Below are 14,119 nucleotides of genomic sequence, written 5' to 3' on the forward strand. Positions count from 1 at the left end.
CATACGGGTCACGCCAGGGCGGCGATCATCCTGCCGATCAGCGCGAGGAACAGCACCGCGCCCAGGACCAGCCCGGCGAGGTCGAGCAGCCGCACCGGGCGCGGCCGGGCCAGCGGCACGCCCGGCTCGGCGGCCCGCTCGGCCAGCACGGTCCGGGTGACGATGATCGCGAGCCACAGTGGACCCAACACGGCGGCCAGCACCACGAAGGTCGTCTCGCTCATCGGGCCACCTTGTCGACGAGCCGGGCCGGGGAGCCGACGTAGACGCCGGGTTCGAGGCAGTCTCGGGCGACGACGCTGCCGGCCCCGATCACGACGTCGTCGCCGAGGGTGACGCCGGGCAGGATCATCGCCCGGGCCCCGATCCACGCCCGGTCGCCGATCTTCACGGCCCGGCCGCGCGGCACCTTGGACACGCCTCCGTCGGCGGTGCGGTCGTGGTGCGAGGTCACGATCATCACCTGCGGCCCGAGCTGGCAGTCGCGACCGATCTCGATCGGGGCCACCGCTTCGAGGTAGAGCTCGCGGTTGGCGAACGTGCCGGCGCCGATCCGGACGTGCCGCATCGGGCCGAGCAGCTTGGCGCCGGGGAAGATGTTCGGGGTGGCGATGCGCGCCCCGAACAACCGGTAGCCGAGCCAGCGCAGCGGCCTCGGCACCACGTTGCTGCCGAGCACGGTGTTGACCAGCACGCCGAGCGTCGCCGCCCACAGGTCGATGCCGGCCTCGCGGACGAGTCGCCGAGCCAGGCTCATCGTGTTCCTTCCTTACGGGCCAACAACTGGCTGCCGTCCTCCGCGAAGACGCGGTCATAGCGGCCGTCGGCGATCAGTTGGTCGGCCAGCTTGGCCGTCCAGCCGGGTGGGGCTCCGAAGTAGACGGTGCCGTAGGCGTCCTGGGCGTGGTTGATCACGAGGTAGTCCAGGTTGGCCTTCAACACGCAGGATTCGGGGTTCGGGAACACGACACAACCGTCCTCGGCGGACACTTGGCGCACATCGCCGACGCGCTGCCACTCCAGCGGCGCATACGACACGACGGTGCCGATGCTCTGGCCGTCGCGGGCGAGGTCGTACGCCCTCTGTACGACATCCATGTCCGCTTTGGTGAACGCCACGTACGAGTCGTTGCCGCCGCGGACCGTGACGGTGGCCAGCATCGCGACGGCGAGTGCGATTCCCGTGATGGCACGGAAAACCCGCTCGGAGAGCGCGTTGAGGGCGATGCCGCCGAGGGTCGCGAAGAACGGCAACGCGAACAGGTAGCAGCGGATGAAGATCTCGCCGCCGTACGGCTGCAACACCGCCAACTCGAACGAGGCGAGCGCGAGCGCCGGCAACAGCAGTGACTTGCTGCCGCTGCGCCTCAGGACCAACACCCCGCAGCCGGCCAGTGCCGCCGCCGCGCCCATGATGCCGACGCGGGTCAGGAGAATCGCCTGCCGGCCGGCGTTGCCGACGAAGCGTTGGCCGATGCCCTGGTTCACCGAGGAACTGAGGTCACCCAGCGAGCCGGTGATCACGCTCAGCTGCCCGATCCAGAACTCCCGTGCCGCCAACACGAACCAGCCGACCGCGAGCGCCAGCACCACGACCGGCAGCCAGCGCGGCCACAGCCGTCCCCACAACACCAGGACGATCAGCAGGCCGCCCAACATGTACGGGGTGAGCTGGTGGGTCGGCGCGAGCGCCATCGCCATCAGCACAACGAGTCCCTCGGCCCGCAGTCGGTCGCCGACGGAGTTGGTCGGGGCCGGCGGCCGCCAGACGTCGGCGCGGCGCGGCGCCAGCGGGCTGGGGCTGACCAGGTGCTGGAAGGTGATCGCCAGCGCCGCCAGCAGCAGGATGTACGTGGTTCCCTGTGGCGACGCGTAGTCCTGCTCGGTCCAATTGGCCACCAGGAAGATCCATGCGGCGATCCAGGACGCTTGTCCCGGCCCGACGATGGCGACAGCGATCGCGCGGACGCCGAGCACCGCCAGCCCGGACAGCACTACCGGCGCCCAGTTCAGCAGGGCAGACGTGTCGTGCAAGCCGCTGGCTTCGGTCAGGAACGCCAACAGGGCGAAGAACCCGGGCCAGCTGAACCGCGTGTCGAAGTTGTGCAGGACATCGCCGTGCGCGCCGATGTAGTTGGCGAAGCCGGAGTGCAGCCATGCGACCGGCAGCCGGGCCACCGGCTCCGCCGCGGGCTGCAGCCCGTACACCGCCAGCACGGCGACGACGGTGATCGTTGTCAGCACGGCCGTCCGGCGGTTTCGCGTGAGTTCGATGACGAACGCGGCCACCAGCAACGGATATGCCACGAGCAGCAGTGGTGACAGCGCGAGCAGCAGGCCGAGGCTGCCCAGTGTCGTCGGATCGATCTCCCGAAAGCCGAACGCCCAGCACAGCACCGCCGCGCCGGTCAGCGCGAACGGCCACCAGTCCGTTGTGGAGGGTGGTGTCGGCGCTTCGGTGGAACGCTCGATGGTCGAATGGGTCACGCAGCGCTCTCCTGACGAGCGAGTCGTTGGCGCAGGGCGATGGCGGCGACGGCGGCCACGGCCAGTTGCACCAGCAGGAATCCGACGGCGATCGGCACCAGGCCGCCGGTGGGCAGCAGCGCCGCCACCGGGAGCATCACCGCCGCGCCGGCCAGTTGGAACGCGGCCACCGGCAGGCCGCGGCCGTCGGCCTGGAACACGCCGACCGCCAGCAGGATCAGCAGCCGGGGCGCGAAGCCGATGAGGACCAGCACCAAAGCCGTGCTGCCGAGCTCGGCGTAGTCGGCGCCGAAGATGCTCAGCAGCGGGTGGGCCAGCAGCACGCCGATGACGATCAAGGGGCCGAACAGCACGGCGAGTCGACTGCCGGCCAGGCGAACCAGTTCCCCTGCGCGGTGGGGCTCGCCGGCGATACGAACCACCAGCGAGTTCACGAATCCGGTCGCCGCGACGTCGACGGCGTTCACGGCCGTCCACACCACGAAGAACACGGCTCCCGGGGCGGGGCCGTACCGGGCCGTGACGATCAGCGGCACCAGGTAGTACATCAGCGACTGGCCGATCGAGGCGAGATAGGTCGGCCCCAGCAGAGCCACCACTTCACGTCGGTCCGGCAGCACACCAGCGGGCTGCGAGTGGCCCCGTCGGCGCGAGGCCGTGACGACCACAACCGTCGCGCCCAGCACCGCCAAGATCGTCGGGACCGCCCAGGACAGCAGAATACCCAGTGCGCCGAGGGAAGCCGCCAACAGCAGCACGCCGATCCGGCCGATGCCGAAGCCCAGGTTCTTCACCAGCACCGCGCCCGCGCGGTCCAACCCCGTCAGCACCGGGTCCTGGAACTGCAGCACCGCCCACGCCAGCGTCACCACGACGAACAGCGGCGCACCCCAGCCCGGCACGGCTGCCGCCGCCTGGTGCCCGGACGGAAACGCCAGGAACACCAGCGATCCCAGCACAGCGCCGGCCATCACCACGCCGTACGTGCGCAGCAGCAACGTCCCGCTGCGGCCGCCCGCGCGGGGCAGCCAGCGCAGCACCGCCGGGCCGAGGCTGACCTGCGTCACCCCCGACACCAGCAGGAAGCCCGAGGTGAACGCCGCCGTCAGGCCGACTTCCGCCGTCGACACGAGCCGCGCCGAGATCACCCAGCCCAGCAGGCCCGCCACCGACGTGAAGGCGGCCCCGACCGAGAGCGCGATCCCGTCGCGCACCATTCGGTTGTCGGAGACCGTGACCGTCACCGCACACCCCGCACGATGTGGTGCCCCAACGGAATCATGCTCGCCAGCGCGAACACCAGCAGCGCCCGTTCCGGGTGCCAGTAGCCCAGCGACAGCATCGCCTGGCTGAGCAGGATCGACAGCGCCAGGCTGACCGCCACAGCTACCGTCCACACATAGGACTGTCGCCAGGGTCGGACGTAGGCGGCGATAGCCCAACCGGGCACGGTCAGTGCGAAGAGGACAGTCAGCGCCAGTCGCCATTGCCCGGGTACGCCGATGAGCACGGACAGGGCGGTGCAGGCGGCGACGGCCATCAGGACACACGCGGTTCGGCGAAGGGTGTTCATCGGCCACCCCGCAACAACTTCAGCGGTGTCGGCGCGGTCTCCTCCGCCGCCCGAACCGCCGCCGTGGCCTGCGGCTCCGGCAGTCCGAGCCGCCGCTTGGGCGCCGTCAACAGCCCTCGCAACAAGGCGAACGGGCCGGCGAGCACGCCGTGAAGCTCCGCTTTGGACAGTTCCGGCGGGAAGTCATGGCCACGGCCCTGATTGCGGGCCGAGTCGCCGCCGAGGAAGTGCCGAAGTCCACCCGGAACCCGCCGGGCCACGGCCAGCAGCTCGGCCGGCCGCCGACCGACGTACACGGCGAACAGCGGCAGCAAGCCCGTGCCGTAGCCCCGCATCTGGCCGACGAGGTCGTCGAAGCCACGCCGATGTTCGTGCCGCACCACGGCATGCGGCGTGTAGACGAGCACGCCGCCGCTGCGCACGAGGCGGATGAACAACTCCAGGTCTTCGCCGGACTTCGTCGCGCTGCCGGCGCCGAGCAGCGGATCGCAGCCGCCGAGTTCCCGGTACGACACCGCCCGCCAGGCCATGCTGTTGCCGGAGCCGAACAGCCCGGCGGCGAACGGATACAGCGGCCCGGTGCGCACATCGTCGGAGCCGGACGCGCCGTGCGCGTCGAACCTGGTGCGGCGGAAGCCCTTGCCGAAGCCGCCCCACTGCTCGAACCACTGCTGCGCCGGCGTCTCCAGCGCGTACGGCAGCACCAAGCCCGTCACGCAGTCCACGGCCGGATCGGCGAACTCGGCGACGAGCCGGTCCAGCCACAGCCGGTCCACCACGGCGTCGTCATCGGTGAACGCGATGATCTCCCCCGACGCCTCAGCCGCGCCCCGGTTGCGGGCGTTGCTCAACCCCCGGACCGGCTCGGCCACGTACCGCACGCGATCATCAGAAGCCGCGAGTTCCCGCAGCGCAGGCACCTCCGGCCGGTTGTCCACGACGATGACCTCAAGCCGCGGATACTCCGTCGCCAGCACCGACCGCACGCACCGCGTCGCCAGCTCCGGCCGCCCGGCGCTGGGCACGACCACCGTCACCGACGGCGTGACGGTCCGTGCGTCCTCGGTGGCCGGCACGTCCCAGAGCCCATCGGGTTCCGCGCCGGCGGCGACCGTCACCTCGCCGAGCACGGTCACGCCGTCACGAACCAGAACCCGTGCCGGGTATGGAAACCGGGGCGGTTCCTCGGCCGACCGGTCCCACTCCCCCACCGAGACCACGCCGAGGTCCGTGGCGACGGCACGGCCGAACTTGCCGCGCGCATACCCGGCCGCCGCGAACAGCACCGACACGACCAGCGCAAACGCGCCGGCGAGGTGCAGCCGCACCAGCTCACGGAGAAACGCCGCCGGGATGATCCGGGTGGTGTACGCGCGCTCGGTCGACAACGCGTCCCCGGGACCGACCAGCCGGGACACCGCGGCCTTGGAAATGCCCTCGCCCCACGACCTTCGCCGCAGGTACGACCAGCTCAGCCGGTCCGCACTGACCCGGTGCCGCACCAGGGCCCGCGGCTCGAACACGATCCGCGCCGACGGGTCGCGCTGCCGGAGCCGGATGCACAGCTCGGTCTCCTCGCAGCCGACCGGCACGGCGCCGACCCGGCCCATGTCCTCGGTGAACCCGCCGACGGCCTCGAACACCGTGCGGCGGAAGGACATGTTGCAGCCCATGAGGTTGCGCACCTCGGCGAGCTGGACCGGCTGCCCCGTATAGGTGCAACCCACGACCCAGTCCAGCTCGCCGCGGTCCGACCCGGCCGGCAGGGTCGCCGGCCGTTCGCCCGGCCACAGCGGTGTCGCCGCACCGCCGACGGCCGCGACCAGGGGATTTTCGTACGGTGCGAGCAGCAGTTCAAGCCAGTCCGGCGAAGCCGCCGACGCGTCGTCGTCGAGGAACACCACGATGTCGCCGGTCGCGTGGGCCAGCGCCGTGTTGCGGGCCCCGGACAATCCGCGGCGGTTCGTGTTGACCAGCACGGTCACCCCGGCGATCTCCGCCTCGGCGCGGGCGGCCAGCGCGGGGTTGTGGTCGATCACCAGCAGCAGCTGGTCGGGTGGAACCGTCTGCGCGGCAACGGATGCGACGGCCGCGACGAGGTCGGGCCAGCGCCGCTCGGTGTAGGCGCAGACGACGACGGTGACCGTCACGACGCGCGGTCCTCCGCCAGGTCGAAGCGCGGCGTCGGCAGGTGCGGCCGCAGCGTGGTGATGCCCGCTCTGCGGGCCCGGCCGAGCAACGTCGCCCGTCTCCGCTCGGCGAGCAGCGTCTTGAGCACCCGGAAGCCGTCGCTGAAGGTCCGCAGATTGCTCTCGCCGTGGATGCGGCGGCGCTCCACGCTGGGCACCTCGGTGATCGTCAGCCCGGCCGCGATGACCCGGCAGCTGATCACCGTCTCGATCTCGAAGCCGTCGCCCCACAGCATGCCGCCGGCCGGCGCGACCCGCTCGATCGCCGGCAGGTCCAGCACCGGCACGATGTCCCGCCAGAAGGCGTTGTAGCCGTAGCACAGGTCGGAGAACCTGGTCCCGAACAGCACGTTCGACATGCCGTTGAGGCCGGCGTTGCCGAGGCTGCGCAGCGGCGTGATGTCCTCGCTGCCGCCGGCCGCGCCGTAGCGGGTGCCCTTGGCGAAGTCCGCGCCCGCGGTCAGCGCGGCCAGGAAGGCCGGGATCTCCGCCGGGTCGGCCGAGCCGTCGGCGTCGAACATGACGATCACGTCGCCGGTCGCGGCGAGGAAGCCGCAGGCCAGCGCGTTTCCCTTGCCGCGCCGGGTCTGCCGGACGACGCGGATGCCGGGCAGCAGCCGCCGCGCGGTGGCCACGGTGTCGTCGACCGAGTCCCCGTCGACCAGGACGACCTCGTGGACGTCGGGTAACTCGGGCAGCACCCGTTCCAGGTTGCGGGCCTCGTTGCGGGCCGGGACGACGATGGTCACGGTGGGGCGAGTGCTTCGTGTCATGAGTGCAGGCCTACCTCGGCGAACTGATCTGGCTCGGCATGTCCCGAATAATGCTGACGAGTGAACGTGACGTCCAGAGGTGACGTTATGTAACTACCGGATCGGACGCGTGAACGCCCAATGAACCCGCAGCTCGCCCGGCCATTAAGCAGTGACTATGAGGGTTGTGACCCTGTTCACGTGATGTATGACATCGATCGGAGGTAACGTCTGGGCCGAGAAGTCGATACAGCGGATGTGGGGGCGCGATGACGGCAGCGACGCCTGCTGTGTCCGTCTGCGTGCCCGCCTACCAGGCGGAACGCTTCCTGGGCGCGACGATGCGCAGTGTGCTGGCACAGAATTTCGACAACTTCGAGCTGGTGGTCGTCGACAACGCCTCGACCGACCGCACCGAAGTTGTTGCACATTCATTCGACGATTGCCGCATACGGGTGATACGGAACTCGCGGGTTCTCCCACTGGCGGAGAACTGGAACCTCGCCGTCCATTCCAGCCGGGCGCCACTGGTGAAACTGCTGTGCGCGGATGATCTTCTCCGGCCCGATTGTTTGCGGTTACAACAACAGGCGCTAATCGGCCGGGCCGATCTCGCGCTGACCGCCTGCCGGCGCGATTTCGTCGACGACACAGGTCGCCGCCTGGTCGCGGGCCGCGGCCTGCGCGGACTGATCGGCACGCACGATCGGACCGCGGTGGCCCGCCGCATCGTGCGTGACGGCGGAAATCCGGTCGGCGAGCCCGGCTCGGTGCTGTTCCGCCGGGAGCACTTCGACGCGGTCGGCGGCTTCGACGGCCGGCTGCGCTTCCCGATGGACCTCGACCTGTGGCTGCGGCTGCTCGACCACGGCGACTTCCACGGCATGGCCGACAGCCTGGCGGCGTTCCGGATCAGGCCCGGGTCACTGTCCGGACGGGCCGGTCGCGCCGAATATGCCGAGCAACGCTCATACACCCGCCGGATCGGCGGCGTGCGGGCGGTGGACCGGGCCGTCAGCTCGGTCAACGCGCCGGCCTCCCGGTTGCGCCGACAGGGGCTGTTCCTCCTGGCCGGCCACTACGCTCGGCAACCGTGAACCTGGACGAACTGATCAAGGCCATGCCCTTCGCCGGGCAAACGGGCATAACACTTGACACTGCCGGTCCGGACGAGGTGCGCGGCCGCCTCGCGTGGGCGCCGGAGCTGTGCACGGTCGGCGGCGTCATGCACGGCGGCGCGCTGATGGCGTTCGCCGACACCGTCGGCGCCGTGTGCGCATTCCTGAACCTGCCGCCGGGCGCGACCACCTCGACCGTGCAGTCCGGCACCAACTTCTTCCGAGCGGTCCGATCGGGAACCGTGACGGCGGTCAGCCGGCCGCTGCACGTCGGCCGGTCGACCATCGTCGTCCGCACCGACCTGCACGATGACGAGCAGCGGCCGGTCGCCAGCGTCACCCAGACGCAGTCCGTGCTGAGCGCCGGCTAGGCCAGCAGCTTCTCGATCACGGCCAGTTCCTCGTCGCCGAAGTCGAGGTTGGCGGTCGCGCCGACGCTGTCCTCGATCTGGCGGACACTGCTCGCGCCGACCAGCGCCGAGGTGACGCGGCCGCCCCGCAGCACCCACGCGATGGCCATCTGCGCCAAGGTCTGGCCGCGGCCCTGCGCCACCTCGTTCAGCGCGCGAACGCGATCCAGTTGCGCCTCAACGCTTTCGCTGGTGAGGAAAGGGCTGTCGCCGGCGGCGCGCGAGTCCTCGGGGATGCCGTTGAGGTAGCGGCCGGTCAGCAAACCCTGCGCCAGCGGGGAAAACGCGATCGCGCCGGCGCCGACCTCGTCGAGCACGTCCAGCAGGCCGTCCTCCACCCAGCGGTTCACCATCGAGTACGACGGCTGGTGGATCAGCAGCGGCGTGCCGAGCCGCTCCAGCACGGCCGCCGCCTCCCGGGTCTGCTCGGCGGAGTAGTTGGAGACGCCGACGTACAACGCCTTTCCCTGCTGCACAATGGAGTGCAGCGCGCCCATGGTCTCGTCCAGCGGCGTCTCCGGGTCCGGCCGGTGGTGGTAGAACACGTCCACGTAGTCCAGGCCCATCCGGCGCAGGCTGGCGTCCACACTGGACACCAGGTACTTGCGGGAGCCCCACTCGCCGTACGGGCCGTCCCACATCAGGTAGCCGGCCTTGGTGGAGACCAGGATCTCGTCCCGGTACGGCTTGAGGTCCGCGGCGAACAGCCGGCCGAAGTTGGTCTCCGCGGAGCCGGGCGGCGGGCCGTAGTTGTTGGCCAGGTCGAAGTGCGTGACGCCGAGGTCGAAGGCGCGGCGCAGGATCGCCCGCTGGGTCTCGATCCGGTTGACGTCACCGAAGTTGTGCCACAGGCCCAGGGACACGGCCGGTAGCTTCAGGCCGCTGCGACCCGTGCGGCGGTAGGGCATGGCGCTGTAGCGCGCGCCATCGGCGACGTACGGCATTCGACACTCCCGTTCGGCAAGGGGTGGATCGGGCGGAGTCTAACCGGGCCGCCAGTCGGGATCCGCGAGCTTGCGCTCCAACACCTCGGCGTCCACGATCTGGAAATAGCGGCGGTCGGTGCGCAGCACGCCCTCCTGCCGCAGCAGCGCCACCGCGTACTCGATGGACTTCGGCGACGCCGTCACCAGCTGCGCCAGCTCCGCCTGCGTCACGTCGCGCACCACGAACCCCGGCCCCGCCGGCTCGCCGATCTCACGGGCCAGATCCAGCAGCTGCCTCGCCAGCCTCGCCGGCACGTCCAGCGACGCCCGGTACTCCTGCCTCTTGTCGGCCAGCGACAGCCGGTGCCGCAACAGGTCCGTGACGAAGCGCAGCACCTCCGGGTCCTCGTCCGCCAGCGACAGGAACCGCCGGCCCTCCACGTGCACCGCGCGGCCGTGGGTTCGGGCCACGATGCTCGCCGAGCGGCTGCTGCCCGACAGCACCCCCATCTCCCCCAGCACCGCGCCCGGCCCGTAGAAGCCGAGGATCGAGTCCACGCCGTTCTTGCCCGGCAGCACCACCTTCACCGAGCCCGTCTCGATCAGCAGCACCTCGTCGCTGTCCTCGCCGGCGACACAGAGCAGCTCCCCACGGCGGAACGGCGCCGGCCGCCCGTACGCGCGGAGCTTGCCCCGCACGGTCTCGAAGTCCACGTCACCTGTGCTACCAGGTCCGCCCGGCCCTCGGGAGGGTTACGGCACCGCGTTCCCCCGGGCGGCGGTCCACAGCCGGTACCACTCGACGTTGGTCATCGCCGCCGCCTGGGCCGCCGCGTCCCCGCAGGCCCGGATCCGGTCCGGGTTGGCGGTGCCGAGCACCGGTTCGATCCGCGCGGGATGCCGCATCAGCCAGCCCAGCACGATGGCCTCGGCGGTGGTGCCCTTCTCCGCCGCCATCGCGTTGACCAGCTCGTACGCCTCGTTGTCGGCCTCGGAGCGCCGCGCCCCGCTGTAGATGCCCTGGGCCAGCGAGCCCCATGCCTGGATGCGCACGCCGTTGGCGCGGCAGTACTCGACGGTTCCCTCGGGGAAGCTCAGGCCGCTGCCCTCGGGGTGGTTGACCAGCACGCCGGCCTCCAGCCAGTCCCGCCGGTGCAGGCTCATCTCCAGCTGGTTGGCCGCCAACGGCTCGTCCAGATGCCGTTGCAGCAACGACATCTGCGCCGCCGACATGTTCGACACGCCCAGCGCGCCGACCTTGCCGGCGGCCCGCAGCTCGCCGTACGCGTCGGCGACCTCAACCGGGTCCATCAGCGGATCGGGCCGGTGCAGCAGGAGAACGTCCACCCGTTCCACGCCCAGCCGGCGCAGGCTGCCGTCCACCCGTTGCAGGATCGCCGCCTTCGACAGGTCGTAGTACGCCTGGAGACCGTTCTCCCCGAGCCGGATCCCGCACTTGGTCTGGATCCTCACCCGGTCACGCAGCGCCGGGTCGCGGCGCAGCACCTCGCCGAACACCTGCTCGGCCTTGCCGTTCCGGTAGATGTCGGCGTGGTCGAACCAGCTGATGCCGATGTCCAGCGCCGCGTGCACCGCCCGCTCCGCGAGGTCCACGTCGGCCGCGGTGAACGGCGCGTCGTCCCAGGTGCCGCCGAGGCCCATGCAGCCGTAGATCAAGGTCACGGCCCCGACTCTAGAGCGGCAGGTCGGGCCCCGCGCGCCTGCTGCGCGGCCGCGCCCGCCGCCGCTATTCTGGATCGCCCGTTACGTTGCCGCCGACCATGGGGTTGCCGAAGCATGAGCGACTCGCCCGCCGTCCTGCCGGGTTATCCGGATCCGCTGTGGATTCAGGCGGTCGCGCTGGTGCGTGGCGAGATCGAACGCGGCGTGCTGAAGCCGGGCATGCGGCTGGCGCCGGAACGCGAACTGTGCCAGCAGCTGGGCATCAGCCGGGTGACGCTGCGCCGGGCGCTCGGGCACCTCGTCGAGGAGGGCGTGCTGAGCGCGTCCCGCGGCCGCGGCTGGTACGTCAGCCGGACGGCGCAGCCCAGGAAGGAATGGCCGAACACCCTGGAGTCGTTCACCGAGACCGCGGCCAGGATGGGCCTGACCCCGCGCTCGGAGGTGCTGCAGAACCGCGTCGACCCGGCGACCATCGACCAGGCCGAGCGCCTCGGCATCGCGCCGGGCACGCAGCTGTTCACCCTGGAGCGGGTCCGGCTGCTCAACGACATGCCGATCGGTCTCGACCGGACGGTCCTGCCCCTGGGCCTGGCCCCGCACCTGGCGACCCTCGACTTCGGCGAGCGCTCCCTGTACGCCGAGCTGGCCCAGGCCGGCGTGGAACCGGCGCGCGCGGACTCCACCATCGAGGCCACCAAGGCCGACGACCGCACGGCCCGCCACCTCGAGATCGACCCCGGCGAGCCGATCCTCGTCATGCACCAGCTCGCCCTCAACGCCAAGGGCGACCCGCTGTTCATGTCGACGATCCGCTACGCCGGCGAGCGCTACCGCCTGCGCACGTCCTTCAGCCGGACACAGGCCTGACCACGCCCTTCACGAAGTCCGGCCCGGCCGCCTCCATCGCGGCGAAGGCGTCGTCGATCTGGTCCAGGGTGTAGCGGTGGGTGACCAGCGGGGCGTAGCTGAAGCGCCGCTGCGCGATCAGCTCCAGCGCGGTCACCATGGCGGCGATGGTGCGGGTCCGGTCCGGGCAGAAGCCGTTGACCACGGTGACGGCCTTGTACCAGAGGTCCATGTCCATCTTGGCGTCGCCGGAGTGGTGGTAGCCGACCACGTTCAGCGTGCCGAACGGCCGCACCAGGCGGCCGGCGGTGGCCAGTCCGGGAGTCACCCCGGTCGCCTCCAGCACGACGTCGAACCGACCATCGGCGGCACGGCCGGTCTGACCGAGGTATTCGGCCGGTACCTCATCGGGCGCGAACACGAGATCCGCGCCCAGGGAGACCGCTCTGGCACGGCGGGCCGGGTCGGGATCGACGCCGACGAGCAGGCCGGGGGCGTGCCGCTTGGCCAGTTGCACCAGGCCGAGGCCCATGAAGCCCAGCCCGACGACGGCAACCCGACCGCCGGCCGACACCGGCGACCGTGAGAGTGCTTCCTCCAGCACGGCGACGGGCTCGCCGAGCACGTGCGCGGGCTCGATGCCGGCCGGGACAGGGAGAAGGGCATCAGCGTCCATCACGGCCAGTGACGCAAAGCCCTCGCCGCCGAGCCCGGTGACCAGATCGCCGACGGCCCACCGCGTTGCGTCAGCCCCGACCGCCACGACGCGACCGGCGATCTCGTGGCCGAGGCGCATCGGCTCCGAGCCCGGATCGTGGTTCCGCCAGGCCGAAAGGTCTGACGTGCAGACGCCGCACGCCAGCACCTCGACCAGCACCTGGTCGGCCGCCGGCACCGGATCGGGCCGCTCGACGACCTTCGACGTGCGCGGGCCGACCAGCTGGCTGAGTCTCATGCTCGTCTCCGGGTGGTTTGAAGTGGTATGCGGTGGATTGGTGACCTGTCGCACGTCTCGACGGCGCACACGATGGTCGCATCACGTTTTCATAGCGTCACTACTCTGTTCGGCCGCTAGACAGTACCGTGCCGCCTAGCCACGCTGGTATGCCGTGGTATGCATCTGGTACGTCGTCCGTCAGGGCGTGAAGGGAGCCGAGCCATGCGCACCGTGCTCAGGAAGCTCGGCTTCTACGTGCTCACCGCGTGGGTCGCGATCAGCCTGAACTTCCTGATCCCGCGCGTCATGCCGGGCGACCCGGCCGAGCACCTGATCAACCAGTTCCACGGCAAGCTCAGCCCGGCCGCCATCCAGGCGCTGCGCGTCCTGTTCGGACAGCCCGACGCCAGCCTGTGGACCCAGTACCTGAACTACTGGCGCAGCATCCTGACCGGCGACTTCGGCATCTCCTACGCCTACTACCCGGCGGACGTGGGCACCGTGCTGGGGCAGAGCATGTTCTGGACGCTGGGCCTGATCACCGCGTGCACGGTGCTCGGCTTCGTGATCGGCACCGGCCTGGGCATCCTGGCCGGCTGGAAACGCGGCAGCTGGCTGGACTCGCTGATACCGGTGACCACGTTCCTGTCGTCCATCCCGTACTTCTGGTTCGCGATCATCATCGTGCTCGTCTTCGCCATCACGCTGAACTGGTTCCCGCTGTCCGGCGGCTACTCGGTGGACACGACCATCGGCTTCAGCGGCGACTTCATCGCCAGCGCCCTGTACTACGCGGTGCTGCCGGCGGCCACCATCGTGATCACCTCGGTCGGCGGCTGGCTGATCAGCATGCGGAACATGATGGTGACGACCCTGTCCGAGGACTACGTCCGGCTGGCCGAGGCCAAGGGCCTGTCCCGGCGGCGGGTCATGTACTCCTACGCGGCGCGCAACGCGATGCTGCCGTCGCTGTCCGGCTTCGCGATGTCGCTGGGCTTCGTGATCGGCGGCTCGATCGTCACCGAGGTGGTCTTCAACTACCCCGGCCTCGGCACCACCCTGTTCAAGGCCGCGCAGGCCGCGGACTACCCGCTGATGTCGGCCATCTTCCTGCTGATCACGATCATGGTGCTGATCGCCAACCTGCTGGCGGACGTCGTCTACGTGTTCCTCGACCCGAGGACGAGGGAGGGCTGAA

The 14,119-nt window shown here is 70.5% G+C and carries 15 protein-coding genes; 4 read left to right on the forward strand and 11 right to left on the reverse strand.

The annotated features are described in order from the left end of the window. Positions 1-8: 8 nt before the first annotated feature. Genes BJ998_RS00135 through BJ998_RS46940 form a run of 7 tightly spaced genes read right to left on the reverse strand, consistent with a single transcriptional unit; the run spans position 9 to position 7,022 of the window. A complete protein-coding gene (locus tag BJ998_RS00135; RefSeq protein ID WP_184857318.1) occupies positions 9-224 on the reverse strand; it encodes a hypothetical protein in 216 nt (71 codons plus the stop codon). After that, positions 221-757, reverse strand: a complete 537-nt coding sequence (locus BJ998_RS48410) for an acyltransferase (RefSeq protein WP_184857320.1) — start codon at positions 755-757, stop codon at positions 221-223. The genes BJ998_RS00135 and BJ998_RS48410 overlap by 4 nt, the downstream gene beginning before the upstream one ends. After that, complete coding sequence (locus tag BJ998_RS00145) at positions 754-2,487, reverse strand: hypothetical protein (RefSeq protein WP_184857322.1); 1,734 nt, start codon at positions 2,485-2,487, stop codon at positions 754-756. Before BJ998_RS00145 ends, BJ998_RS48410 begins: the two co-directional genes overlap by 4 nt. Next, the gene (locus BJ998_RS00150; RefSeq protein WP_184857324.1) at positions 2,484-3,731 is read right to left on the reverse strand and encodes a lipopolysaccharide biosynthesis protein; all 1,248 of its coding nucleotides are present in this window, start codon (positions 3,729-3,731) and stop codon (positions 2,484-2,486) included. Before BJ998_RS00150 ends, BJ998_RS00145 begins: the two co-directional genes overlap by 4 nt. After that, a complete protein-coding gene (locus BJ998_RS00155; RefSeq protein WP_184857326.1) occupies positions 3,728-4,060 on the reverse strand; it encodes a hypothetical protein in 333 nt (110 codons plus the stop codon). Before BJ998_RS00155 ends, BJ998_RS00150 begins: the two co-directional genes overlap by 4 nt. Continuing rightward, positions 4,057-6,210, reverse strand: a complete 2,154-nt coding sequence (locus tag BJ998_RS48930) for a glycosyltransferase (RefSeq protein WP_184857328.1) — start codon at positions 6,208-6,210, stop codon at positions 4,057-4,059. Before BJ998_RS48930 ends, BJ998_RS00155 begins: the two co-directional genes overlap by 4 nt. Then, positions 6,207-7,022 carry a glycosyltransferase family 2 protein gene (locus tag BJ998_RS46940; protein WP_184857330.1) on the reverse strand — a complete coding sequence of 272 codons (816 nt, stop codon included), beginning with the start codon at positions 7,020-7,022 and terminating at the stop codon, positions 6,207-6,209. Before BJ998_RS46940 ends, BJ998_RS48930 begins: the two co-directional genes overlap by 4 nt. Before the next feature lie 248 nt (positions 7,023-7,270). Between BJ998_RS46940 and BJ998_RS00170 the strand changes: the two genes are divergently transcribed. Both BJ998_RS00170 and BJ998_RS00175 read left to right on the forward strand, forming a co-directional pair. Further along, positions 7,271-8,098, forward strand: coding sequence for a glycosyltransferase family 2 protein (locus BJ998_RS00170; RefSeq protein WP_184857332.1), 828 nt, complete (start codon positions 7,271-7,273; stop codon positions 8,096-8,098). A 23-nt stretch (positions 8,099-8,121) separates the two neighbouring features. Continuing rightward, on the forward strand, positions 8,122-8,490 hold the full coding sequence (locus tag BJ998_RS00175) for a PaaI family thioesterase (RefSeq protein ID WP_184868312.1): 369 nt from the start codon (positions 8,122-8,124) through the stop codon (positions 8,488-8,490). Here the strand turns inward: BJ998_RS00175 and mgrA are convergent. The 3 genes from mgrA to BJ998_RS00190 are packed head-to-tail and all read right to left on the reverse strand — an operon-like array spanning position 8,487 to position 11,138. Continuing rightward, entirely contained in the window at positions 8,487-9,473 is a 987-nt protein-coding gene (mgrA, locus tag BJ998_RS00180; RefSeq protein WP_184857334.1) for an L-glyceraldehyde 3-phosphate reductase, read from the reverse strand. The genes BJ998_RS00175 and mgrA overlap by 4 nt on opposite strands. A 39-nt stretch (positions 9,474-9,512) precedes the next feature. Then, positions 9,513-10,169 (reverse strand): Crp/Fnr family transcriptional regulator, encoded by a 657-nt coding sequence (locus BJ998_RS48935; protein WP_184857336.1) that lies wholly within the window; start codon positions 10,167-10,169, stop codon positions 9,513-9,515. 39 nt (positions 10,170-10,208) lie between these two features. Beyond that, positions 10,209-11,138 carry an aldo/keto reductase gene (locus tag BJ998_RS00190; protein ID WP_312889849.1) on the reverse strand — a complete coding sequence of 310 codons (930 nt, stop codon included), beginning with the start codon at positions 11,136-11,138 and terminating at the stop codon, positions 10,209-10,211. A 114-nt stretch (positions 11,139-11,252) separates the two neighbouring features. On the opposite strand from BJ998_RS00190, the gene BJ998_RS00195 reads away from it, so the two are divergent. Then, positions 11,253-12,005: a GntR family transcriptional regulator gene (locus BJ998_RS00195; RefSeq protein WP_184857338.1), complete on the forward strand. Its 753-nt coding sequence runs from the start codon at positions 11,253-11,255 to the stop codon at positions 12,003-12,005. On the opposite strand, the gene BJ998_RS00200 is transcribed toward BJ998_RS00195, so the two are convergent. Beyond that, positions 11,986-12,939: a zinc-dependent alcohol dehydrogenase gene (locus BJ998_RS00200; protein WP_184857340.1), complete on the reverse strand. Its 954-nt coding sequence runs from the start codon at positions 12,937-12,939 to the stop codon at positions 11,986-11,988. The two genes, BJ998_RS00195 and BJ998_RS00200, sit on opposite strands and share 20 nt — an antisense overlap. Positions 12,940-13,143: 204 nt before the next feature. On the opposite strand from BJ998_RS00200, the gene BJ998_RS00205 reads away from it, so the two are divergent. Continuing rightward, entirely contained in the window at positions 13,144-14,118 is a 975-nt protein-coding gene (locus tag BJ998_RS00205; RefSeq protein ID WP_184857342.1) for an ABC transporter permease, read from the forward strand. Position 14,119: the final 1 nt, after the last annotated feature.

It is taken from the genome of Kutzneria kofuensis (genome assembly GCF_014203355.1).
Taxonomy (GTDB): Bacteria; Actinomycetota; Actinomycetes; order Mycobacteriales; family Pseudonocardiaceae; genus Kutzneria; species Kutzneria kofuensis.